Origin of the sequence: Alteribacillus persepolensis, assembly GCF_900099605.1 — a bacterium.
GTDB classification, from domain to species: Bacteria; Bacillota; Bacilli; order Bacillales; family Marinococcaceae; genus Alteribacillus; species Alteribacillus persepolensis.
On record NZ_FNDK01000001.1, the window covers coordinates 345619 to 369599 of the forward strand.

A 23981-nucleotide genomic window follows, 5' to 3' on the forward strand; every position below is an offset into this window, starting at 1 on the left:
AAAGAGGTGATATTTCGTGGATATTACAAACCAAGCAAGAGATTTTATTCAAGATGTGATGAACGAACATGATTTATCAACCGTTCGCGTTGTTTTTTCAGGCATGGGCTGAGGAGGCCCTAAGTTAGGACTGGCTCTGGATGAGCCAGCAGAAAGTGATGTAAAACAAGAAGTGAACGGTATTCACGTTGCTATCGAAGAACAAGTTGTTTCTCACGTTCAAGACATCACATTAGATGTCGAACGTTCTGATGATGGGCAAGTAGGTCTTGTTATGAAAGGCGGCTCCTCAGACAGCGATTGTTGTTAAAGATAGCGAAGACACCCCGCTTGTTTTATAAGAGGGTGTCTTTTTCATTAGGGGAGCGTCCTTACAAAAAATGCCATGTGTTTAGAAGGAGGAATCTATGACTACAACAGATGCCTTACTGCGCTTTGATGAAGTGAACGTTACAACCGGGGGTACGAAGCGGCTGCAAAATCTATCGTTTGCCATCAATCGAGGAGAGCATTGGGGGGTGTTAGGTCTCAATGGCTCGGGAAAAACAACATTGTTAAAAGTCATTGCCGGATACGTCTGGGCAAGCAAAGGACAGGTCACCAGCTGGCAAGGTACATATGGAAAAATTGATATACAGCAGCTCCGTCAAAAAATTGGCTGGGTTAGCGATTCTCTGGATGACCGGTACCGGACAAAAATGAGCCATACTGCTCTAGAGGTAGTATTAAGCGGATTATATGCATCTATTGGGTTATATGAATCAACCAGTCAAAGAGACATCTCTCACGCCGAACATTGGCTGGACTTTTTTGGAATTTCTCACGTGAAACATCAGCCATATGGACAGTTGTCACAAGGTGAAAAAAAACGAGCCCTTCTAGCAAGGGCATGGATAGCCAAACCAACGTTGCTGCTTTTGGATGAGCCATGTACAGGTCTGGATGTGAAAGGACGAGAAGAATTTCTTTCGACTTTGGAAGGTTTGCTGCAGCTTGACGATGCACCAACACTGTTATATGTCACTCATCATCTAGAAGAATTACCATCTTCTATTGAAAACGTATTGTTATTAAAAAATGGGGAAATCCTGCAACAAGGAAAGAAATTTAACACGTTAACCGCGGATAACATACAAGAAGCTTTTCAAGTCAATGCTGATATTATTTGGGAGAACGAGCGCCCTTGGCTCGTTGTATCAAATTCTTAGCACAATAACCACCGTTTTCCCATTCACATGCCTGTATCCTTGTCATGTGATACAATCAAAACAAATGTTTTCATAGAAGAAAGGAGCAGTCGTTTGAGTACAAAACCGCTTTTGTCACTGGTCCTGTCCATGATTTTGCTTGTTGCTGCCGCTTGTGGAGAAAAGGACGAAGAAACAGAAAAAGGACAAGTAGGTCAGGAGGCCGAGCCGACAAATGAAGCAGAAGAAACAGCAACTGATACACCAGACCAATCAGATTTACCTGACCCTGATTTAGAAGATATTCCAAGCATTGTTGCAGAAGTGAACGGAGATGCCATTGCAAAAGAAGAATTTGCCGAGCTCTACGTGTCTACTTTGCATACCTATGCCTTACAGGGATTAAACGTAGAAAAACAAGATGATGGCGAACTCGAACAACAAATCAAAGAACAAACCATTGAAACATTAATCGGGCAAACATTATTGATACAAGAAGCAAACAATCGCAGCCTTACCGCTTCACAAGATGAAATAGAAAAAAGATGGACTTCGTTTAAAGAACAATTCGCGTCAGAAGAAGAGTTTCACCAAGCACTCCAGAAAGAAAACTATACCGAAAAAAACTTAAAGGAAGATATTAAAAATCAAATTAAAGTGGAAAAATTAGTAGAAGACGAAGCCAGTGATATTAACGTCTCCGAAGAGGAACTAAGGGAAATGTATGAAGAGCTGAACCATGGACAATCCAGCGAAGAATCATCATCTCCTTCTTTTGAAGAATCCAAAGACCAGCTTAAACAGCAAATATTAGAACAAAAAGAAGGCCGCCACATCCAAAAATTAGTAGAGGACTTACGTCAAAGTGGAAGCGTGTCTGTATATTTAGATCATTCGTAGGACCGACAGAAAAATCTGTCGGTTTTTTATTGCAGTCGCAACATAATCAGGTAAAATAGAGACAAAAGTACTATTCAGCTCATGAAGGAGAGAAATAACGATGTCTATGCACAGCCATGCCTCCAATATTTTACTTGAAACCGGGACGAATGAGTTAGAAATTGTCATGTTTACTGTCGGTGCCAGTACATTTGGGATAAATGTTTTAAAGGTACGCGAAATCATACCAGCCATGAAAGTGACAGAAACACCGAATCGCCATGAACATTTAGAAGGAATTATTCGATTGCGCGAAGAGGTTATACCCGTTATTGATCTAGCGAAAGTATTAGAATACCCAGCATCACAGCAACCAGAATACGACAAATTTATTATTGCAGAGCTTAACCAAACGAAAGTCGCATTCCACGTCCATTCTGTGTCCAGAATTCACCGTATATCCTGGGAACAAATTGAAAAACCAAATAACTTATCCAAAGGTCATGATGCTAATACAAACGGAATTGTGAAAATGGAAAAAGAGATGGCGCTGCTTTTGGACTATGAGAAAATTGTCATGGATATTTCTCCCCCAACGGAAATGGCGCCTCCAAAAGCTGACCAAGCAAGAGAAAAAGAACGTGAGGAAAAATTGTTAATGATTGTGGAAGATTCCGCGGTGCTCCGGCAGTTATTAGAGGACACCCTGCAGGAATCCGGTTATACTAACTGTATCGTATATCCAGATGGCAAAGAAGCACTTGATGCACTTTTATCCGCCATATCTTCAGAACCAGCAGCTGCCAATAAGCTTCCTGATGCAATTATTACAGATATTGAAATGCCGAGAATGGATGGACACCATCTTACGATGAAAGTAACAAACCATCAAGATCTGCAGCATATTCCCGTCATCATTTTTTCTTCGTTAATCACGGAAGACTTATTTCATAAAGGTGAAAAAGTGGGAGCAAGCGCTCAAGTCAGCAAGCCGGAAATTGTACAATTAGTAGACTGTATTGATCAAGCCATTTTGGATTAGCTTCAAAAGCTTTAGAAGGGAAATCCTTTTAAAGCTTTTTATTTTTTGTTATAAAACAGTTGACTGTTTTATAACACGTGTGTATAATAGCTATTAACATATAACAAAATGGGAGTGGTTATAATGAAACAAACGCACAAAAAGACAAATGAACGCCGATTTACCCCTGCGAAGGAAGAAAAATCTGTACTACAAATGATTAATGACTATTACACAACGAGATAAAAATACTAGCAAACTATTATTATATTTATCATTTCTTGAGAGCTGCAATTCTCTGTGATAATACACAATATTTGCCTTACATGCTGAATATTTTCTGCTCTTTGCGTGTACGATAAATAACAAACGGTGCTTTTTAGAGGGGGAACGGTCTATGAGGGAAACGGATCGCACCAGCCTCATTCAAGAATTAGAAGAGCTTTGCGGCATACCGGAATCTCTTTTGACTCGTTTAAATAATCAAGAAATTGAAAAATTGCATAATGAAAGAGTAGCTGAACGTACACCACCTGCCAATTAGCTGCTTACTACCTCATTTGCAACTGCCGCTAAATAAAGGCAGTTCTTTTTTTATGTTTTTATTGGCGCGCCTGCTGTCATTTGCCTGTATGTCTTTTACAATTGGAAAACAAACACCTATTCGCTAGAATGGAAGTACAGAGGTGACGAATATGCAAAAAAAATCACTTGAACAAATACTTGACTGGATACATCAAGAACCAGCGTTAAATGATCATGTTGAATATTGGCATACAATCGAGGAAAAGCCGGCAAAAACGATGCCATTTCCTTCATCCTTGGATCCGTCTATTACACAAGCCCTAACAAGACGCGGCATACCTTCCCTTTATACACATCAGCACGAAGCATTTATAAAAAGCGGCATGGAAAAGCAACACACAGTCTCTGTCACACCAACTGCTTCTGGAAAGACGTTGTCTTATAATTTACCAGTTCTTCAATCTATCATGGAAAATGATCAGACGAGGGCACTGTATTTATTTCCGACAAAAGCACTCGCACAAGACCAAAAAAGTGAAATAAATGAGCTTATTGAGGAAATGGGGGTCAATATTAAAAGTTATACATATGACGGTGATACGGCTCCAAATATCCGCCAGGTTATTCGCAAAGCCGGGCACGTTGTCATGACTAACCCTGATATGCTTCATGCAGCAATACTTCCTCATCACACGAAATGGATATCGTTGTTTGAAAATCTACAGTATATTATTATTGACGAACTTCACACGTATCGGGGAGTATTTGGCAGCCATGTCGCAAATGTCCTCAGGCGGCTGAAACGAATTGCACATTATTATGGCAGTTCACCGGTTTTCATTTGTACGTCCGCAACAATTGCCAATCCGAAAGAGCTGGCAGAAACACTCACTGGGGAACCGTTTCATCTTATTGATAATAATGGAGCGCCACAAGGGAAAAAGCATTTTGTCTTTTACAATCCACCTATCGTCAATGAAGCGTTAAATATCCGCAAAAGTGCTACCGCGGAAGTAAATAAGGTAGCGTCTCTATTTTTAAAAGAAAACATACAGACCATCGTATTTGCGAAAAGCCGTGTTCGTGTAGAAATCATTTTAAGTCATTTACAAGAGCTCGTAAAAAAACAGCTTGGACCCAAATCTATCCGAGGTTACCGTGGTGGATATCTGCCAAAACAACGGAGGGAAATTGAACGCGGACTGCGCGATGGGGAGGTTATGGGAGTTGTGAGTACTAATGCTCTCGAGCTGGGTGTGGATATCGGCCAGTTGCAAGTATGTGTGATGACAGGGTATCCAGGGTCAGTGGCCAGCACATGGCAGCAAGCTGGCCGTGCCGGCCGCAGACAGGATGAGTCGTTAACCCTTCTTGTCGCAAGCTCCGCACCTGTTGATCAATACATGATACAGCATCCGGAATTTTTTCTCGAACAAAGCCCAGAAACGGCTCGCATTCATCCCGATAATTTAATTATTTTAGTCGACCATATAAAATGTGCTGCTTTTGAACTGCCTTTTCGAGTCGGGGAAACGTTTGATGGGGTGGAAACAGCAGATATTCTCGACTACCTGGCAGAAGAACAAGTACTGCACCGGCATGGCCGGAAATGGTACTGGATGAATGACGGTTTTCCAGCTCACGGCATCAGCCTGCGGTCTGCTTCCCAAGAGAACGTCATCATTGTTGATCAAACGGATGTGGCTAATGTTAAAGTTATTGGGGAAATGGACCGTTTTAGTGCGATGACACTGCTGCATGAAAAAGCGATATACTTGCATCAAGGTATTCAATACCAAGTTGAAGAGCTTGATTGGGACGAACGAAAAGCATACGTACAAGAAGTACAAGTTGAATATTACACAGATGCCAATCTGGCTGTTGAATTAAAAGTGCTAGAAGAAGATAACACGTCTTACTACCCTTCATTTGAAACAGGGTTTGGCGATGTGATGGTCAATGCCAAAGCGACTATTTTTAAAAAAATTAAACTGACAACCTTTGAAAATATCGGTTCCGGCCCGATTCACCTGCCGGAAGAGGAGCTGCACACAAATGCGTGTTGGGCAAGCTTTCCGGAAGAAACGGTGCACTCATTCGGCAAAGACCAATTAGAACAAGCATTAATCGGTGCTGCTAACGTCCTTCGCCATGTGGCACCTGTTCTCGTTTTATGTGACCAAAGCGATTTGCATGTCGTTCCGCAAATGAAAGCGGCTCATTCAGAGCAGCCGACGATTTTCTTATATGATCGTTATCCCGGCGGGGTAGGCTTGTCGTCTGCCGTATATAAACGTTTTCTCACCCTGCTTCAAAATGCAAAGAACCTTGTACAAACGTGTCCATGTACACATGGCTGCCCGTCATGTGTCGGTTCCGATGTAAATGGCAGCGAAGAAGCGAAAAGCGCAACACTTCAATTATTGAACATATTAGAGGAGGAGCATTCGATTGAGCGTTAAAAATAAATTGCATCGCATGAAACATCATATGCGCCACCCCTCTTCCGGTTCTGATGATTCCAAACAGAAACAGCAGACCGAAGAAATTCCGGCATCACATGCAGACATTCCTTATGAAGAGGAATGGAAGAACATCGATGCGTCTGCCTGCTTTTTTGATGACCAATTTATTATAAAAAGAGAAATAAATTATCCGCTTGATTACTCTCATGGCCGCTATCGCTTGGGTGAGCTGCATGATGTGTTTCAGGAGTGGGGAAATATGGATGTATATCATCCGCTTCACCCTGAAAAACGAAAACCAGATGATCTGCTGTTTTTTGATACAGAGACGACTGGACTCAACAGCGGCGCTGGTAATATGATTTTTTTGTTGGGCGGTGCGCAATGTGTCGGCGGTTCCCACGTGAAAGTACAGCAGTTTTTCTTACCAGGCCCGGATGCAGAGGTTGCGCTGTATCATCACTTTTTAAAAGATACTGCCTCTGCCAAATACTTGGTGACTTATAACGGAAAGGCGTTCGACTGGCCGCAGTTAAAAACACGCCATACATTTGTTCGAAATGAAGTGCCGAAACTTCCTGCATTCGGTCATTTTGATTTGCTTCATGCTTCAAGACGCCTATTCAAACATCGGCTGTCTTCATGTAAGCTTACGAATGTAGAGCAGCATATGCTGCATATGGTACGAAAAGATGATACGCCTGGTTATTTAGCACCCATGCTTTACTTTGATTTTTTACACGAAAAACATCCTGACCTTATCAAAGGTGTGCTGCAGCATAATGAATGGGATGTTCTTTCGCTGATTACGCTCTATATTAATTTATCAAAACGGATTTTAAACCATGGAACAAATTCCAGGGAAACATATGAAATTGCTCGCTGGTTTGCACAATTAAAAGAGTGGGAAAAAGTTGTTTTTTGCTGTAAGCGGGCACTAGAAGATGATACCGAAACAGAAGAGTGGCACAGCAGCTGTCTGTTCTTACTTGGACAGACGTATAAAAAACTAAAACAACACCACAACGCCTTGGATTGTTTCAAGCATGTGCTATCCCAAAACAGAACAGAAGAAGCAAAAGCTGCTGCTGTGGAAATTGCTAAATATTATGAGCACCAGGAAAAAGACGTAGAACAGGCGCTGTATTATGCATTAAAAGCTAATACACTGGCAGACAGAGAAAATCCTGAATTAAACAAACGAATAAAGCGCTTACAAAATAAACAGGAAATACAGAAATAATGCCCGCATGTATTTCCCGGGCAAGCGCATATTATAACGAAAATAGGTAAAACATCCTGTTTTACGACAGAATATGTAAAAGAAACAAACGGAACGAAAATGAACAGTGTCGAAAAGAAAAGAATTTCTGTATGGAAATATAAAAAGGATGATTCGTTGAAAGTACTAGCTGTTACTGGTTATAAACCACAGGAAATGGGAATTTTCAAACCACATGCTGACGAAATCATGTATATTAAAGAAACGTTAAAAAAACGGCTGATTGCTTTTTTAGAAGAAGGATTGGAGTGGGTTGTCATTTCCGGCCAGCCTGGTGTAGAACAATGGGCTGCCGAAACCGTGCTTTCGTTAAAAGAATCATGGGATACACTGAAACTAGCTGTTCTGCCTCCTTTTCTTGAACAAGACAATATTTGGCCGGAGCATTTACAAGAAGCATATCAGCGTATTATAAATAAGGCCGACTTTACAGAAGCCATTTCTAAAAAGCCCTATGATAATCCAGGTCAGCTTCGGGCCAAAAATGATTTTATTATTTCCAAAACGGATGCACTGCTTATCCTTTACTCTGAAGAGCAGGAGGGAACACCTCGTTATTATTTACAAGCAGCTGAACGAAAAGCTAAATATCATCATTATCCTATTTACCGGATTACACCAGATGAGCTGCAAGAAACTGTTGAAGACATGTCTCAAGCACTAGACCCCTTCATGGAATAAACAGGGATTCAAATTGACTTTTCCGCAAACTTTTGAAAAAATAAGTGACAAACATGCGTTATCCTTTATCCTTATCGTATTTTAATAGATTGTTACAGGGGTGAGCCTTATCATGCAAAATATTCAATTGTCTGCCAAAGAGATTTTAGATAAAGATTTTAAAAGCAGCATGAAAGGATACAACAAAGATGAAGTCGATCAATTTTTAGATATTGTCATTCAAGATTATGAAGCGTTTGAAGAAAGAATTAACGAGTTAGAGAAAGCGTTAGAACAATCACAACAATCAACGAAAGCGGCAGGAGGGGCATCACGGTCTCAACGCGCTAACCCAACACCCGTTTCACAAGACCAAACCGCTCCAGCAGGCGGAACGAATTACGATATTTTAAAACGGCTGTCAAACTTAGAAAAGGAAGTGTTCGGAAAGAAGTTATATGACTAATTCAGCCTGCCATGTTGCGTTAGCTCAAATGTATTCGGAACACGGAAATGTAGAGAAAAATCTCAATCGCTGCAAGCAGATGATGAATGAAGCATCGTCTAAAAACGCAGGTCTCATTATATTCCCTGAATTAGCCGTGAGCGGATACTGCTTGGATAAAGAAACATTTTATGGTGTGAGTGAACAAGCAAGTGATACTTCCCATACGATACAATATTTTAGACAACTCAGCTATGACACTAATATGGCTGTTGTTATTTCTTTTCCAGAAAGAAACGGGAAACATCTGCATATTACGTGTGCCTTCATTGACGAAAACCATCAGCAGCTTGTTTTTTACCGTAAATCAACATTGTGGGGAAGAGAGCAGCATATTTTCACACCTGGAGCTCCAAACTACCAGCCCTTTGCAACAAGGTTTGGGAAACTGGGCATGCTGATTTGCTATGACATGGAGTTTCCAGAGCCTTCCCGTAAGCTGGCACAAAAAGGAGTTGATTTGATTATTTCCCCGTCTGTGTGGAGCCTAGAAGCCAAAAGACGCTGGGAGATACAGCTTCCTTGCCGGGCATTAGACAATCAATGTTTTGTTGCAGGCGTAAACACAGTACGTGATGGAGCATGCGGGGGCAGTCAATGGATTACACCATATGGAGAAGTCGAGCAGCAAGCTTCTTTGAATCAAGACATGTTATTGATTAGTACGTATGATGACACCATCATCCATCAATGCCGGGAACAAATTCCTTATTTAAAAGAATTGCACCAGAAAGGCGTTATTTCTTTCCACGATTAATAAGAGTGTAGTCATATGCAGGAGGGTTACATCAAGGTGCTGAAAATATTCATCGATGGAGCAAGTGCCGGAAATCCTGGTCCAGCAGGTGCTGGCATATTTGTTAACAAAGGCAGTCATAACAATGAACATCACGCAGTTCCGCTTGGTCATATGACGAATCACGAAGCAGAATTTGCCGCTCTTCGCATGGCTTTACAAATGTGCAAAGATAACCAATGGAGCATGGTTTCTATATGTACCGATTCCAAACTCGTCGATGAAGCGGTAGAAAAACGATATACAAAAAAAGCTTTATTCCGTCCATATCTCCAAGATATACTCACATTGCTCGATGCGTGTGATCTCTGTTTTATCAAGTGGATACCATCAAGTACCAACCGGGCAGCCGATCAATTATCAAAAAAGGCTATCCAAAAGAACTAATCTTACTATTATTTTTCTCGTATATTGGGTTGCTAAGCAAACGTATTCGCGATATAATAGCATTTGTCACAAAATGAAGCATAAAACATCCTGGCAGTCGCTGCATGTTCAGTGCAGAGGAAAGTCCATGCTCGCACAGCCTGAGACGGCTGTAGTGTTCGTGCCTGACGAAACCATAAGTCAGGGCAGTCTGGTATGTAGATACTAGATTGACGGCGGGGAACAGACCTGTGTTGCTTCCATGCAATATGGTCTTATTACCCTGAAAGTGCCACAGTGACGTAGTTCGTTTGGAAACAAACGAAGTGGAACGCGGTAAACCCCTCGAGCGAGAAACCCAAATGTTGGTAGGGGCGCCTTTCTGAAGGAACCAAACGGAAGGAAAGGGCAAGAGTACATTACTCTTGCAGATAGATGACTGCCTCCAGCGTGCAAGGCGAACAGCCGCAGCAGCACAATGGAACAGAACATGGCTTACTAGAATGTTTTATGCCTCTGTAACCGAAAAACCCCTCATGAGGGGTTTTTTTTATTTCAAACGTACATAATGAAAAAAGAGATGAGGAAGCAGTATGCTTATGATACACTAGCAGAGACATGCAGCTGTGTAAAAATTTGTTACAATCAAAAACCTGATTACATGCTCTCGTGCAATATGATTGATTTCGTATACAAAGGAGTTTCCAAAATGAACGATCACTTAACATTCATCGCCACAGCTACTATGGGTTTAGAAGCGCTGGTTGGCAAAGAAGTAAAAGCACTCGGTTATGAAGGTATTTCTGTGTACAACGGAAAAGTAGAATTCAGTGCACCGGTATCGGCGATTGCCCGCACTAATTTATGGCTTCGTACCGCTGACCGTGTAAAGCTAAAAATTGGTGAATTTAAAGCTACCTCGTTTGAAGAGTTGTTTGAACAAACGAAAACGCTCCCATGGGAAAGCTTTCTGCCTAAAAATGCAGCATTTCCCGTTAGCGGCCGTTCCGTAAAATCAAAGCTGTACAGCGTCCCTGACTGTCAAGCCATTGTAAAAAAAGCGATTGTAGAGCGCTTAAAACAAACGTATCATGTTGACTGGTTTGAAGAAACAGGACCGCTGTTTAAAACGGAAGTAGCTATACATAAAGATACTGCTGTATTGTCTATCGACACATCTGGGGAAGGACTGCACAAGCGTGGATACCGTCCGCTGCATAACAAAGCTCCGTTAAAGGAAACGCTGGCTGCAGCTATGGTAGAGCTGACCAATTGGCACCCAGACCGTCCGTTCCGCGATCCCTTTTGCGGCTCCGGCACTATTCCGATTGAAGCCGCACTGATCGGCCAAAACATTGCACCAGGCTTTAACCGTGAATTTGTCTCAGAAATGTGGTCTTGGCTGTCTGATTCGATTTGGGAACAAGCTAGAGAAGAAGCAGAAGATAAAGCCAATTATGACCAGCCACTCGATATTCAAGGTTCTGATATTGATCATCGGATGATTGATTTAGCAAACGACAATGCGATGGAGGCAGGTTTGTATGGAGCTGTTTCTTTTAAGCAGATGCAAATGACAGATTTCACTGCCGACAAAAGCTACGGCTGTCTCGTCTCCAACCCGCCATATGGGGAGCGCCTTGGCGACAAAGAGGAAGTGGAAGAACTCTACAAGCAGCTCGGCAATGTTCTGAGCCCGTTTGATACATGGTCAATTTATATATTAACGTCCAACGAAAAATTTGAGTCTCTATTTGGCAAAAAAGCCACCAAAAAGCGCAAATTATATAACGGTAATATTAAAACGGATTATTATCAGTATTGGGGAAAACGTCCGCCTCGTCAAAACTGATGCGACAGGGGATGAAAGAACATAAAATGTTGTGATTAGAGGTTTCCGAGAGTATTTTTGTATCAGCCGGATTATTATCTTTTCCAATGAGGACAGTATTAAATGTTTAATACAATATATTGAGGGAGGTTATTGATATGGAATTCAATAATATTGTGATTCCTATCGTTCTAACCACGTCACTAAATACTATCCTGTAGAGAGTTCGTTTTATTTCTCCTTGAGGCTCTCTGCGGGATAGTAATTATCTCAAGGAGAGGACGTGGTTTTAATGGAACGAAATCGTGCTTATTATCGACATCAAAGAAAAAAAGCGATTAACAAAAAGAGTCGTATCATAAAGAATACGCAATTATTTGATGATAAAGATGAAATGATGGATATTCGTTTAAGGCAACCCGGAAGACTACATAAAATGAAAGTGCATTGTTCTTGCAAGATGTGTAAATATGAGAAACACTTTGCTATTCCTAAAGCCCGTTTAAAGGCAGAATGGCGTGCGATGGAAAAAGAAATTGAGGATTATTTAAATGATAGTTATTGATTGAGTGAAAGGTAAAGCCGTTTCATGCTCTTAGACTGCTGAAGCGGATTTATCTTCTCTTTTCATGACCGATTCGATTCAACGAAGGGTGGATATCCCCCCTTAGCATTAGGGAAAAAGCAAGAGAGACAAAATGCCCCTCTTGCCTTTTTTATTATGATCGGTTTCGGCGGTGTCTTTCTTTGCCGCCTTTCATGGCATTTAACTCTTCTTTGCTTTTGTTCTTTTTCTTTTTTCCTTTATTTGTACTCATGCACAGCCCTCCCTTATCGATTAGTTTGAACCATAATTAAAAAAGCATGTAACAAATTCGTCATATAAAACATGGGGCAGGAAAAGACCAATGCTGATCCTGCTCTTTTTAACGGTATGTTTTACATATGGACCTCTCGGGAAAATAAGGAATATAGAAAGTTATATGTGGAAAACTGTAATATGTATTCTTATCTCCAAAAATTGTTTTTCATCAGAGGAAGGATTATCCTGCTCTACAAAGAATTGATTTATAATTCATAAAATTCCAAATAAAAAGGGGAGATATTTTATGATGAAAACGCTTTCTTTTCTAAAACCAAAGAGGTCTTGGCATGACTATAATACTTTCGAACGTAAAATATGGGTGCAGCTTTTGAATGAAAAAACGTCAGAATTACGAAGACGATTTGGTCATTCCATTGAATGTTATCGAATAGCCAAACGTTATGCAGATCAACAAATGAAGTATTTAGGATAAGGGGAAGGAAATATTGACTGCAGACAACAGCCCAAACCAGAAGTGTTTTTCTGCAAGAAACCTTGACCCTCTTCACTTAAAAAAGTGAACCAAATCAGCCGCTGATGATTTTATATTCTGTATATGGACGAGACAGAGGAGATACAAATGCATAACGGTATAGGAAAGGACTTCAAGCATAAAAGGGGCTGTATCAAAAGGTCATGAAAAATGACCTTTTGACAACCCTTTTTTCGATTCTATAAGGTTTGTGGTTTGGATGAACGTATACCCTCTCATATGAATGGCTCTTCAGGTTCGCTTGCCGCGGGCAAGGCCTCAGCTAACCGACGGAAGACCGCCGTCGGTGGATCTTCAGCTCTTGCTTTTCCCGCAGGCGTCTCACCTGATCGCCTTTCAATGATGGGAAAAAATACCATGGACATCACCTGGAGGGATGGTGTCCATGGTATTTTACGTTACGGGCTTTTGATACAGCCCCTTTGTGATGATATCAAACAAAGCGTAAAGCAAATTAGCAAGGAAAAAAGGAGGACAGTCACCCCTTTTCCTTTTTTCCTTACGTTCAACTGCATTGTATAACAGAAAAAAGCACTATTACTAAAGATACATACATAGGCATTTTCGCGTGTTCGCATCATTTTTTGAAAACATGGAATTTGTATCATATAAATGCGAAGGCGAATACGTACTATATACTGAACAAAGCCTGCCACGCAAAAGAGAATACCTGTAATCTCAGCGATGGCTTACACATTTCTTAAGAAATAGTCATATTTTCCACTCAAACTGGATATTATTTTAGAGTAATACCTTCAAGGGGGGAATAAGGTTTGCAGTCATTTCCGAAGTATCAACGACTCTCTTCATTAAAACAAATAGAAAAAGCAATTGGGAATGCCGAAAAAGCGTTTCACATGCACGACAAACCCGACCATCCACCTTCTGGTATGTCCGCTATAGAAGAAGCGAAACAGCAGCTGCAGCAAGCGTGGGATTACCACTTAAAGAATCAGCCATATTAACGATTAACGCGGATTCGTGACATCATAGATTTTTGGGTTGTCAAATGACAGATAGTCAATTTTCTTATCATAAGAAATCGTCATCCCATCCAGATACCACTGGTCCTGAGGGTTAACAAAAAACAACACGCCTTCTGCCTGAAGCACATAAGCATCTGCTTCGGGCTTTTCTTGTGCAACACCGACCGAAAAACCACCGGATCCCACTCCGCCAATTCGTACGAATAACCGTATATAGTCACCGTTGCGCAAGTCCATTTCTTCTTTATACAATTGAGCTGCCTCACTTGTAATGGTTAAATCCACTTGTATCTCTCCTCTCTGTTTGTTAGTTATAACATGAGAGGCATCTGTCATTCAAAAATAACAGCAGAAAAGCAGGAATTTCCGTGTTTTTTCCAGAAACTAGTGGCATTTACACTCTACATACTAAAGGAGCGATCATCGTGAGTATACAAGAAACAGAAAACGCATTTTTCGAACATATGAAAAAGTTATCTTCTTTTGAACAGGCCATGGGTCTTTTGCATTGGGATGCTCGTACGCACGCTCCGAAAAAGGGCAGCAAAGCGCGCTCTGAGGCACTTGGCTACTTAGCGACGGAACATTTTAAGTTAAAAACATCATCTGAAACAAAGGCATACACTGATGCACTGCTCGCTGACCATCAGCAAGAAACGCTTTCTCCTGTTACTGTCGCAGCCGCTAAAACATTGCAAAAAGAATATGAACGTGCGGTCAACATTCCAGAAGATGAATTTAAAGAATACAGTGTATTAACCGCTGAATCAGAAAGTATATGGGAAGAAGCAAAGGATAATAATGATTTTGAGATGTTTCAGCCGTATCTTGAAAAAATTGTCTCTTTCAACCGCCGTTTTGCCGATTACTGGGGATATGAGAACCACCCGTATAATGCTTTGTTAGAAGACTATGAACCAGGCATGACAGTAGATAAGCTCGATCACTTATTTGGGCAGTTAAGAGAAGGCCTCGTTCCGTTAGTTGAATCAGTTACGTCATCGTCTAACCAGCCAGACACGAGTTTTTTATTTCATTCATTCCCAAAAGAGAAACAGCGTGCCTTCAGCTTAGATATCTTACAACAAATGACTTATGATTTTGAAGCCGGCCGCTTGGATGAAACGGTTCATCCATTTGCGCTTGGTTTAAACCCAAATGATGTGCGTGTCACAACAAGGTATGATGAAAACGACTTTCGCACCGCCATCTTCGGTACGATTCATGAAGGCGGACATGCCTTATACGAGCAAAACATATCGAGCCATTTGCACGGTACTGTTTTATCCGATGGTGCATCCATGGGCATTCACGAATCTCAATCCCTCTTTTACGAAAATTTTGTTGGGCGCAGTCTTCCTTTTTGGGAAAAAAATTATGACCTGTTGAAATCATATGCGAAGGGACAGTTTGATGATGTATCGTTAGAAACATTTTATCACGCCATCAACGAAGCAAAACCATCGCTGATACGAATTGAAGCCGACGAATTGACGTATTCGCTGCATATTATTTTGCGCTATGAATTAGAAAAATCACTCATTACCGGTGACCTTGCTGTCAAAGATTTACCGTATGCATGGAAGGAAAAAGTGGAAGCATATCTTGGGATTACACCACCTGACAACAGCCAAGGTGTACTCCAAGACGTGCACTGGCCCTCTGGTGCATTCGGCTATTTCCCTTCTTATGCACTCGGTTATATTTATGCTGCCCAATTAAAACAGGCTATGCTTCGTGATGTCCCTGCCTTTGATAAACTTTGTCAAAACGGAGACTTAGCACCTATTCGTACATGGCTGCGTGATAACGTCCATCAATACGGACGTATGAAAAACCCAGAAGACATTTTAAAAGACGCAACCGGTGAATCAATTAATCCAACTTATTTGCTCACATATTTACAAACAAAGTACACCAACTTATACAAAGCTTAATTTTCTAAAGACCGTCTCTCTCTGTCACGTTTCAGCTGCTGCTTTAAAAAACAATGACTGTAAGCAGGAACAAGAGGACAAGAGCCAGAAAAACTAGTAGATAGTATGTTTAACATCCCGAGATAAGAGGAAGTTTTTGAAATACAGACACAATATCGATACTTAATGACATGCCAGACTCGTGTAAAACATTATCTACAAAAGGAGGACTATGCATGAGCACATTAGAATACCCAACAGCGAAAGAAATTGAACACATATTAAAAGAAAGCCAGACCATTGCGGTCGTCGGATTGTCAGAGAACCCTTCCCGCACATCTTATCAAGTGAGTAAAGTCATGCAGAATTTCGGCTATAAAATCATTCCAGTTAACCCGAAAGCAGATGAAGTATTAGGGGAAAAGGCAGTTTCTTCATTGCTCGACATCGATGAAGAGGTGGATATCATTAATGTTTTCCGCCGCCAAGAGCATTTGCCTGCTATTGCTGAAGAAGCAGCAAAAACGGACGCTGATGTTTTTTGGACACAGCTCGACTTAGAAAATGAAGAAGCCTATCATATCGCCAAAGAAGCTGGCTTAACAGTAGTCATGGATAAATGTATTAAAGTCGAACGTGAAAAATTACAGTAACCTGATTATTGACGCCTGTTTGTATCAAATAGGCGTCTTTTTCAGCCCTTACGACTGTATACGTCAGGGAAGTCTTGCTGACTTTCCAAGTAGTTGTGTTTGCTCTTGTACTAACCAAAGCACTGGCCAAGTTTTCTTTATTCAAATACATGTCATATGTTGCTTTTGTATATGCTTACAATAAAATACATAATAAATAACAAAACACATGGTGAAACATACGTTCTATTTATGGTATGTTATAGTGTAGATTACAGGTTTTGCTTTTTTTAGAAAGGAGAACTAACCATTGAAACAAGCTTTTGAATATAACGATGATGCTATTCAGGTGTTAGAAGGGCTCGACGCCGTTCGTAAAAGACCTGGTATGTATATAGGGAGTACCGATGCCCGCGGTCTTCATCACTTAGTGTTTGAAATACTGGATAATTCGGTGGATGAAGCGCTCGCAGGTTTTGGAAATACCATTGATGTGACCCTGCATAAAGATAACAGTGTAACGGTTTCGGACGAGGGCAGGGGAATTCCAACTGGCACCCATCGCACCGGCCGATCTACACCAGAAGTCATATTTACGGTTTTGCATGCCGGCGGCAAATTCGGCCAAGGAGGGTATGCTACAAGCGGCGGCTTGCACGGTGTCGGCGCGTCTGTCGTGAATGCTCTTTCCGAATGGCTGACTGTCACCATCCATCGAGACGGACATACTTATCAGCAAAAATTTGCTAATGGCGGCGAACCAGTGACACCGTTGAAGAAACAAGGCAAAACAAAAAAGACAGGAACTGCGATTCGGTTCAAGCCAGATCCTGCTATCTTCAGCACTATAACGTATCAATATGAAACACTTTCGGAACGACTGCGTGAAGCTGCCTTTCTTCTAAAAGGAGTACAAATCCGTCTTACTGATGAGCGGCAGGCTGAAAAAGTGACGGAAACTTTTGCATATGAAACCGGCATCCAAGCATTTGTTGAATATTTAAATGAAGACAAAGAAGTTCTTCATCCTGTCGTTTACTTTGAAGGGAGCAATCAAGACATTGATGTTGAGTTGGCCTTTCAATTTAACGATGCCTACACCGAAAATGTCCTTTCGTTTGTTAATAACGTTCGTACAAGAGATGGCGGCACCCATGAATCAGGTGCAAAAACAGCCATGACAAGAGCGGTAAACGAGTATGCAAGAAAAATGAACTTTTTAAAAGAAAAAGACAAGAATCTCGATGGTTCTGACATACGTGAAGGTTTTACCGCTGTTATTTCTATCAAGGTGCCGGAGAATATGCTGCAATTTGAAGGACAAACCAAAGGAAAACTTGGTACAACGGAAGCACGCTCAGCAGTCGACCAGGTTGTATCAGAAAAATTAACGTATTTCTTTGAAGAAAATGCTGCTGTCAGCTCCATGCTCATAAAAAAAGCAATTAAAGCACAGCAAGCAAGAGAAGCAGCCAGAAAAGCACGCGAAGAAGCACGAAGCGGAAAGAAAAGCCGTAAAAAAGATGTCTTGCTGAGTGGAAAATTAACACCAGCTCAATCGAAAAATCCAGAACGAAATGAATTGTATCTCGTGGAGGGAGATTCCGCTGGAGGTTCTGCCAAACAAGGCCGGGATCGTAAATTTCAAGCTGTGCTTCCGCTGCGTGGAAAAGTCATCAACACAGAAAAAGCAAAGCTTGATGATATTATGAAAAACGAAGAAATCCGAACCATTATTTATTCACTTGGCGCAGGCGTTGGAACAGACTTTGACATAGAGGACAGAAACTATGACAAAGTGGTTATTATGACGGATGCTGATACAGATGGCGCTCATATTCAAGTGCTGCTGTTGACGTTTTTTTACCGGTATATGCGCGGCCTTGTCGAAGCAGGCAAAGTATATATTGCGCTTCCGCCTCTTTATAAAGTCGAAAAAGGCAGCGGAACAAAACAAAAGATTGAATATGCATGGGACGAAGAAGGACTGCAAGAAGCCATCAAAAAAGTAGGAAAAGGATATACGATTCAACGCTATAAAGGTCTTGGCGAAATGGATGCGACTCAGTTATGGGAAACGACGATGAACCCAGAAACGCGCACATTGGTCCGTGTGACCATCGATGATATTACCCGGGCAGATAAGCGGGTAACAACGTTAATGGGCGATAAGGTGGAGCCGCGCAGAAAATGGATTGAATCACACGTAGCATTTGGTTTAGAAGAAGAAACCAATATACTAGAAAATGAAAACCTTCATATTGCCGAGGAGGAGTAAACGTGGCAGAAGCTGAAAAATATTTAGATTTACCACTAGAAGACGTACTTGGCGACCGATTTGGCCGTTATAGTAAATACATCATCCAAGAACGGGCGCTTCCAGATGCAAGGGACGGTCTGAAGCCCGTGCAGCGCCGCATCCTGTATGCCATGTTTCAAGATGGCAATACAGCAGATAAACCATTTCGAAAAGCGGCAAAAACTGTCGGTAACGTTATTGGTAACTACCATCCACACGGTGACTCATCCGTCTATGAGGCCATGGTGCGGATGAGCCAGGATTGGAAAGGAAGAAACGTCCTTGTGGAGATGCACGGCAATAACGGGTCCATTGACGGTGATCCGCCGGCTGCCATGCGTTACACCGAAGCAAGACTTTCTCCCATTTCTAGAGAATTATTACGAGACATTGATAAAAATACGGTAGAACATATTCCAAACTTTGATGACTCCATCGAAGAGCCAGTCGTTTTGCCTGCGATGTTTCCAAATTTATTAGTAAATGGCTCTACCGGGATTTCATCTGGATATGCAACAGATATTCCGCCGCACCAGCTTGGCGAAGTCATTGATGCTGTGTTGATGGAAATGGATAACCCTCACTGTACCGTTGACGATTTAATGACGGTGCTCAAAGGGCCTGATTTTCCAACAGGAGGCATTATTCAAGGAAAAGACGGTATCAAAACAGCCTATGAAACCGGGAAAGGAAAAGTTGTCGTTCGGGCCAAAGCAGACATTGAAGAGGTAAGAGGCGGGCGAAAACAGATTGTGATCACAGAAATTCCATATGACGTTGTGAAAGCGAACCTTGTGAAAAAAATGGACGAGATTCGTTTTGATAAAAAAATTGATGGCATTGCTGAAGTTCGTGATGATACCGACCGAACCGGCCTGCGCATTGTCGTCGAATTAAAAAAAGATGCTGACCCAGACGGAATCCTGCGTTACTTGTATAAAACCACTGATTTACAAGTATCCTATAATTTTAATATGGTAGCGATATTCCATAAAACCCCGAAATTATTGGGGCTGAAACAGCTTTTACAAGCATACATTGAACACCAAAAAGAAGTGATTACCAACCGGTCACAGTACGAATTAGCAAAAGCCAAAGACAGACAGCATATTGTCGAGGGGCTTATCAAAGCGATATCGATTTTAGATGAGGTAATTGCAACCATTCGTGCGTCTAAAGATAAAAAAGATGCCAAGCACCGTCTCATGGAGCAGTTTCGATTTACCGAAGCACAAGCAGAAGCCATTGTAACGTTACAGCTCTACCGTTTAACCAATACCGACGTTACAACGCTTGAAAAAGAAGCGGAGGAGCTGCAAGCGGAGATTAAACGGCTTGAAGGTATTTTATCAAGTGAAAAAAAATTACTTTCAGTCATAAAAAAGCAGCTGAAAAATGTAAAAAAGACATACAACGATGAGCGTCGAACAGTTATCGAAGAAGAAATTGAAGAGTTAAAAATTGACCTTGAAGTCATGGTTCCTTCAGAAGATGTTATCGTTACAGTGACAAAAGAGGGATACGTCAAGAGAACGAGCCCGCGCTCGTATTCTGCCTCCAATGAAGATCCGCCAGGTATGAAAGAAACGGACCATTTGCTTTTTTCACAGGAGTTAAACACAACTAACACACTCTTATTATTTACGAAAAAGGGATATTATATGTTTATACCTGTTCATGAACTGCCGGATATTCGCTGGAAAGATAACGGACAGCATATTAGTAATATCGTTCAGCTCGATATGGATGATGCGCTTGTTCAAGCCATTCCTGTGACGGCATTCTCCGATGATTACTATGTTATATTCTTTACGAAAAATGGCATGATTAAAAAGACGCTGTTATCAGCATATCAAGCACAGCGTTATTCGCGTGCACTTGTTGCTGTTAAAGTAAAAGAGCAGGATGAAGTCGTTAACGTTGACGTGACAAACGGAGAAAATGAAATATTTATTGGTACCAATAAAGGATATGGGTTACGCTTTCACGAAGCAGAAGTATCACCTGTCGGACAACGAGCGGCCGGCGTGAAAGGGATTAATTTGAAAGAAGAAGACACGGTCGTCAATGGAGTAACGTTTGCTGAAACCAACAGCAAAAACACTGATATTATCATTGTCACTCAGCGCGGAGCCATGAAAAAAATGCCTGTAACAGAGTTTGAGCCATCCACTCGGGCAAAGCGTGGTTTGGTCATGATAAGAGAAGTAAAATCAAACCCGCATCACATTCACGGGCTGACATTACTGCAAAATAATGCAGCAGATACGTTAATCATGCAAACGGAACAAGGCAGCATGTTTCCGGAAAAACCTGCAGATTTAAAACGAAGTGACCGTTACAGCAACGGATCATTTGTTGTTGACACCAAAACCAATGGGGCCGTTACTGACATATGGAAAGAGATTGACTATCAGAATCTGACAGGGAATAACACATCAACATCTTCTTAATTGCACATAAATGTATTATGTAAACTAAAATTAATTATTACATCCATCGATAAGATAAAGATAAAAGGAACAAACCAGGATATAGAATAGAAAGGGATTACGTTATGAAAGCAGGAACACATGTCATTGGAGGGGTAGCAGCTGGGGCAGCGGGTTACAGTTTTATCTCCATGCCTTTTTCACCGGACAGTTTATATGGCATCACTTTTATAGCAAGTGGTGTCATAGGCGGGCTGCTCCCGGATATATGTCATCCTTTTTCTTGGATTGGCAGGAGGCTGAGACTTCTGTCTAGAATTATTCATTCCATTTTTGGACATCGCACTGTTACACACAGTTTTTTATTTATAGCAGTACTTTTTCTTTCCCTTGGAATGATTGAACAAAGCTGGGGAACACCTATACAGTACGGCATAACCATCGGAGCCGCCAGTCATTTGCTGCTTGATATGCTGACTCCGCGGGGAGTGGCGCTATTTTATCCAATTACGGTAAACATCAAGGCACCATTAACAGCCAAAACAGGATCCATTATGGGCGAAGGAGTTATTAATTTGCTCATGATTTTGTGGATTGTTTATTATGGTACACATTTGACGTGAATCATTCGCACAAAACAACAGCAGCTATTAGCTGCTGTCAAATTTTCATTCATTATTAAGGCCATTATTAAAGGCTATAGCTCAAAAATTTTATTCCGTCTCATTACATTGAGTTTACTCCAGTTTTGATACAACAAAATTCTCCTTTCCTATAACTTCCGATAATATATATTATGTAAACTAAAAAAACAAAAACATTCATTCCCTGTTATTCTTCGCTCCCCTGCATTGCTGACTTCTTCGTTCATATACACATCTCCCATTTTGGTTTCATCACATATTTCGTTTTTTTATTGATAACAGTTTTTTTGCAGAAACATTAGTCATTAAAAAATAGCCCTGAGTTTCCTCAGGACTACTATCATTAAATGAATAGTTATTGAGAAGCAAAATCTTTCACAGCTGCTTCAGGTACAGCGCCATTGAGACGATCGACTTCTTCGCCTTTTTTAATTAATACCATCGTTGGTATGCTCATTACACCAAACTTCTGTGCTAAATCAGGCGAATTGTCGACATCTACACTGTAAAAGCTGGCTTGTCCAGACAATTGTTCGGACACTTCACTTACAACTGGATCCAGTTGTTTGCACCCTGGTCACCAGTCCGCGGTAAATTTCAAGATAATAGGTTCTTCAGCATTTTCAACAACACTGTTGTAATCTTGTTCATTTAATTCTTTAAGCATCAATACCCCTCCTATTTTGCGATCTTATTTAACATTTACCCGTTGTGAACAATGTTATTCATCTTTTTTTACATGTTTTTTAAAAGCTTGTACAGGAAATACAAGGACTAAACGAGAAAACTTACAAAAATCTGTTACTTAGAAAGGCGGATGTGTTGATTTGAATAATAAAGTGTTTGTTTTCGATGTGTACGGAACATTATTTGACGTCCATTCCACCGCTTCTGACTGCAATCGTTTATTTCCTGGTTACGGAGAGCAGCTTGCTGCTGTGTGGCGTGACAAACAAATACAATATACGTTTTTGCGCCAAGCAATGGGAAAATACCAGCCATTTTCTAAAGTGACTCGGGATGCTTTACGGTATGCTGCAGCGTTCTTTGACCAAACATTGCAGCAAGCTGATGAAGAGGCGCTTATGAAGGCATATCAGTCTCTTCAGCTGTTTTCAGAAACCCGCGACGTGTTAAAGGAATTGTATGACCAACAACATTCATTGCTTGTTTTCAGCAATGGAACAAAAAACATGTTACATGCTCTTTTACACAACGGCGACATTGCTTCTTATATGAGCCACATCTTAAGTGTGGATGACGTGAAGCAGTATAAGCCGTCCCCCGCTTCGTATCAACTCATTTTAGACTACACGAAGACAAGGCGCGACCAAATTTATTTTGTTTCCAGTAATGGCTGGGACGTTAGCGGAGCAAAAGCATTCGGTTTTACAACGATTTGGATTAACCGAAATTCCCAGCCTGTAGAAGGCTTGCAGCTACCTCCAGATGCCACATATAAAAGTTTAACTCCACTGGCAGACAACTAAAAAGAAACAGGGGGCGCGTCTTCCCTGCTTCTTTTTATAGTACATCAAACGAATAGCCTTGATGTCGAATCTCATCGATCAACGATGGCAAAATGGCAGCTGTTTGTTCTAATTCATGCAAAAGAATAATCGAACCATCTTGAATATGATTGGTGACGTTTGGAATTATCTGTTTTGGTACTGATTTATATTCCCAATCATAAGATGTCACTTCCCACATTACCGGTTTTATGTTCAACTCCCGCAATACCTCCATTGTCTTTTCATTGTATTGGCCAAATGGCGGCCGAAAAAAAGAGACCGGTGTCCCTGTCACCTCTTCTATCAACTTTACACTCGTTTTAATTTGTTTGTATTGTTCTTTTTTTGTAAGAGCCGCTAAATTTTTGTGGCGGTGCGCGTGAGAGCCAATGATATGTCCTTCTTCGAGCACCCTCTTCCACGGCCTGTGCTTATGCAAAAGACGCGTATTCCAGAAAAAAACAGCTCGTACTTGCTTTTCATATAAAACATCTAACAGCTTTTCAAGATGACGGCTTGGGCCATCATCAAATGTCAAGACAACGGTGTGATGAGAATTGTTTTTTTTACGTATATTTTGTAACCAGCGCTTGTCCCTTAGGTCGTACACGACCTGTTTGGATATTACTCATGGATGCGGCATAACATATACACTCACTTTTCATTAATATCTTTTTCCTTCGTAT

At 41.1% G+C, this 23981-nt stretch carries 23 protein-coding genes, 1 other RNA gene and 1 pseudogene; 22 read left to right on the forward strand and 3 right to left on the reverse strand.

Annotated features, from left to right (window positions below):
* Positions 1-16: 16 nt before the first annotated feature.
* From BLT18_RS18865 to BLT18_RS01745, 16 genes are all read left to right on the forward strand, one after another.
* Complete coding sequence (locus tag BLT18_RS18865; protein WP_456061147.1) at positions 17-310, forward strand: HesB-like (seleno)protein; 294 nt, start codon at positions 17-19, stop codon at positions 308-310.
* Between the two features lie 97 nt (positions 311-407).
* On the forward strand, positions 408-1208 hold the full coding sequence (locus tag BLT18_RS01680) for an ABC transporter ATP-binding protein (protein WP_091270593.1): 801 nt from the start codon (positions 408-410) through the stop codon (positions 1206-1208).
* A gap of 93 nt (positions 1209-1301) precedes the next feature.
* Positions 1302-2087 (forward strand): SurA N-terminal domain-containing protein, encoded by a 786-nt coding sequence (locus tag BLT18_RS01685; protein ID WP_175487330.1) that lies wholly within the window; start codon positions 1302-1304, stop codon positions 2085-2087.
* A gap of 100 nt (positions 2088-2187) precedes the next feature.
* Entirely contained in the window at positions 2188-3108 is a 921-nt protein-coding gene (locus BLT18_RS01690) for a chemotaxis protein (protein WP_407639912.1), read from the forward strand.
* Between the two features lie 376 nt (positions 3109-3484).
* Positions 3485-3631 (forward strand): hypothetical protein, encoded by a 147-nt coding sequence (locus BLT18_RS18080; protein WP_175487331.1) that lies wholly within the window; start codon positions 3485-3487, stop codon positions 3629-3631.
* Positions 3632-3782: 151 nt separating this feature from the next.
* Positions 3783-6074: a DEAD/DEAH box helicase gene (locus BLT18_RS01695; protein ID WP_091270597.1), complete on the forward strand. Its 2292-nt coding sequence runs from the start codon at positions 3783-3785 to the stop codon at positions 6072-6074.
* Positions 6064-7320: a ribonuclease H-like domain-containing protein gene (locus BLT18_RS01700; RefSeq protein ID WP_091270598.1), complete on the forward strand. Its 1257-nt coding sequence runs from the start codon at positions 6064-6066 to the stop codon at positions 7318-7320. The genes BLT18_RS01695 and BLT18_RS01700 overlap by 11 nt, the downstream gene beginning before the upstream one ends.
* Before the next feature lie 156 nt (positions 7321-7476).
* On the forward strand, positions 7477-8040 hold the full coding sequence (locus BLT18_RS01705) for a DUF1273 domain-containing protein (RefSeq protein WP_091271139.1): 564 nt from the start codon (positions 7477-7479) through the stop codon (positions 8038-8040).
* A gap of 112 nt (positions 8041-8152) precedes the next feature.
* Positions 8153-8485, forward strand: a complete 333-nt coding sequence (gpsB, locus tag BLT18_RS01710; RefSeq protein WP_091270600.1) for a cell division regulator GpsB — start codon at positions 8153-8155, stop codon at positions 8483-8485.
* The gene (locus BLT18_RS01715) at positions 8478-9281 is read left to right on the forward strand and encodes a nitrilase-related carbon-nitrogen hydrolase (RefSeq protein ID WP_091270601.1); all 804 of its coding nucleotides are present in this window, start codon (positions 8478-8480) and stop codon (positions 9279-9281) included. The genes gpsB and BLT18_RS01715 overlap by 8 nt, the downstream gene beginning before the upstream one ends.
* Positions 9282-9317: 36 nt before the next feature.
* Positions 9318-9707 (forward strand): RNase H family protein, encoded by a 390-nt coding sequence (locus BLT18_RS01720; protein ID WP_091270603.1) that lies wholly within the window; start codon positions 9318-9320, stop codon positions 9705-9707.
* An 85-nt stretch (positions 9708-9792) separates the two neighbouring features.
* An RNA gene (gene rnpB / locus BLT18_RS01725) (RNase P RNA component class B) lies at positions 9793-10189 on the forward strand.
* A 206-nt stretch (positions 10190-10395) separates the two neighbouring features.
* Positions 10396-11538: a THUMP domain-containing class I SAM-dependent RNA methyltransferase gene (locus BLT18_RS01730; RefSeq protein ID WP_091270605.1), complete on the forward strand. Its 1143-nt coding sequence runs from the start codon at positions 10396-10398 to the stop codon at positions 11536-11538.
* Positions 11539-11809: 271 nt separating this feature from the next.
* Positions 11810-12082 (forward strand): hypothetical protein, encoded by a 273-nt coding sequence (locus tag BLT18_RS01735; protein ID WP_091270606.1) that lies wholly within the window; start codon positions 11810-11812, stop codon positions 12080-12082.
* Between the two features lie 544 nt (positions 12083-12626).
* Positions 12627-12815, forward strand: coding sequence for a hypothetical protein (locus BLT18_RS01740; protein ID WP_091270609.1), 189 nt, complete (start codon positions 12627-12629; stop codon positions 12813-12815).
* Between the two features lie 833 nt (positions 12816-13648).
* Positions 13649-13840, forward strand: coding sequence for a hypothetical protein (locus BLT18_RS01745; protein ID WP_091270611.1), 192 nt, complete (start codon positions 13649-13651; stop codon positions 13838-13840).
* A 3-nt stretch (positions 13841-13843) separates the two neighbouring features.
* Here the strand turns inward: BLT18_RS01745 and BLT18_RS01750 are convergent, their stop codons facing one another.
* Positions 13844-14146 (reverse strand): HesB/YadR/YfhF family protein, encoded by a 303-nt coding sequence (locus BLT18_RS01750; protein WP_091270612.1) that lies wholly within the window; start codon positions 14144-14146, stop codon positions 13844-13846.
* A 179-nt stretch (positions 14147-14325) separates the two neighbouring features.
* On the opposite strand from BLT18_RS01750, the gene BLT18_RS01755 reads away from it, so the two are divergent.
* From BLT18_RS01755 to BLT18_RS01775, 5 genes are all read left to right on the forward strand, one after another.
* Complete coding sequence (locus BLT18_RS01755; RefSeq protein ID WP_175487354.1) at positions 14326-15798, forward strand: carboxypeptidase M32; 1473 nt, start codon at positions 14326-14328, stop codon at positions 15796-15798.
* Between the two features lie 215 nt (positions 15799-16013).
* The gene (locus BLT18_RS01760; RefSeq protein WP_091270614.1) at positions 16014-16430 is read left to right on the forward strand and encodes a CoA-binding protein; all 417 of its coding nucleotides are present in this window, start codon (positions 16014-16016) and stop codon (positions 16428-16430) included.
* Between the two features lie 289 nt (positions 16431-16719).
* Positions 16720-18687: a DNA topoisomerase IV subunit B gene (parE, locus tag BLT18_RS01765; protein WP_091270616.1), complete on the forward strand. Its 1968-nt coding sequence runs from the start codon at positions 16720-16722 to the stop codon at positions 18685-18687.
* Between the two features lie 2 nt (positions 18688-18689).
* Positions 18690-21161, forward strand: coding sequence for a DNA topoisomerase IV subunit A (gene parC, locus BLT18_RS01770; RefSeq protein WP_091270618.1), 2472 nt, complete (start codon positions 18690-18692; stop codon positions 21159-21161).
* Between the two features lie 104 nt (positions 21162-21265).
* Positions 21266-21763 (forward strand): metal-dependent hydrolase, encoded by a 498-nt coding sequence (locus BLT18_RS01775; RefSeq protein WP_091270619.1) that lies wholly within the window; start codon positions 21266-21268, stop codon positions 21761-21763.
* 376 nt (positions 21764-22139) lie between these two features.
* On the opposite strand, the pseudogene BLT18_RS01780 reads toward BLT18_RS01775, so the two are convergent.
* Positions 22140-22349: pseudogene (locus tag BLT18_RS01780) on the reverse strand (thioredoxin family protein); the annotation flags it as partial.
* Positions 22350-22611: 262 nt separating this feature from the next.
* Here BLT18_RS01780 and BLT18_RS01785 point away from each other — a divergent pair.
* Positions 22612-23274: a haloacid dehalogenase type II gene (locus BLT18_RS01785; RefSeq protein WP_091270622.1), complete on the forward strand. Its 663-nt coding sequence runs from the start codon at positions 22612-22614 to the stop codon at positions 23272-23274.
* Between the two features lie 34 nt (positions 23275-23308).
* Here BLT18_RS01785 and BLT18_RS01790 read toward each other — a convergent pair whose 3' ends face one another.
* On the reverse strand, positions 23309-23905 hold the full coding sequence (locus tag BLT18_RS01790; protein ID WP_091270624.1) for a polysaccharide deacetylase family protein: 597 nt from the start codon (positions 23903-23905) through the stop codon (positions 23309-23311).
* Positions 23906-23981: the final 76 nt, after the last annotated feature.

What these genes read in the sequence shown, in the direction of transcription:
- BLT18_RS01730 (WP_091270605.1), top strand. Translation starts at nt 10,396, where the DNA reads ATGAACGATCACTTAACATTCATCGCCACAGCTACTATGGGTTTAGAA.
- BLT18_RS01715 (WP_091270601.1), top strand. Translation starts at nt 8,478, where the DNA reads ATGACTAATTCAGCCTGCCATGTTGCGTTAGCTCAAATGTATTCGGAA.
- BLT18_RS01740 (WP_091270609.1), top strand. Translation starts at nt 12,627, where the DNA reads ATGATGAAAACGCTTTCTTTTCTAAAACCAAAGAGGTCTTGGCATGAC.
- gpsB (WP_091270600.1), top strand. Translation starts at nt 8,153, where the DNA reads ATGCAAAATATTCAATTGTCTGCCAAAGAGATTTTAGATAAAGATTTT.
- BLT18_RS18080 (WP_175487331.1), top strand. Translation starts at nt 3,485, where the DNA reads ATGAGGGAAACGGATCGCACCAGCCTCATTCAAGAATTAGAAGAGCTT.
- BLT18_RS01735 (WP_091270606.1), top strand. Translation starts at nt 11,810, where the DNA reads ATGGAACGAAATCGTGCTTATTATCGACATCAAAGAAAAAAAGCGATT.
- BLT18_RS01760 (WP_091270614.1), top strand. Translation starts at nt 16,014, where the DNA reads ATGAGCACATTAGAATACCCAACAGCGAAAGAAATTGAACACATATTA.
- BLT18_RS01755 (WP_175487354.1), top strand. Translation starts at nt 14,326, where the DNA reads ATGAAAAAGTTATCTTCTTTTGAACAGGCCATGGGTCTTTTGCATTGG.
- BLT18_RS01690 (WP_407639912.1), top strand. Translation starts at nt 2,188, where the DNA reads ATGTCTATGCACAGCCATGCCTCCAATATTTTACTTGAAACCGGGACG.
- BLT18_RS01775 (WP_091270619.1), top strand. Translation starts at nt 21,266, where the DNA reads ATGAAAGCAGGAACACATGTCATTGGAGGGGTAGCAGCTGGGGCAGCG.
- BLT18_RS01680 (WP_091270593.1), top strand. Translation starts at nt 408, where the DNA reads ATGACTACAACAGATGCCTTACTGCGCTTTGATGAAGTGAACGTTACA.
- BLT18_RS01695 (WP_091270597.1), top strand. Translation starts at nt 3,783, where the DNA reads ATGCAAAAAAAATCACTTGAACAAATACTTGACTGGATACATCAAGAA.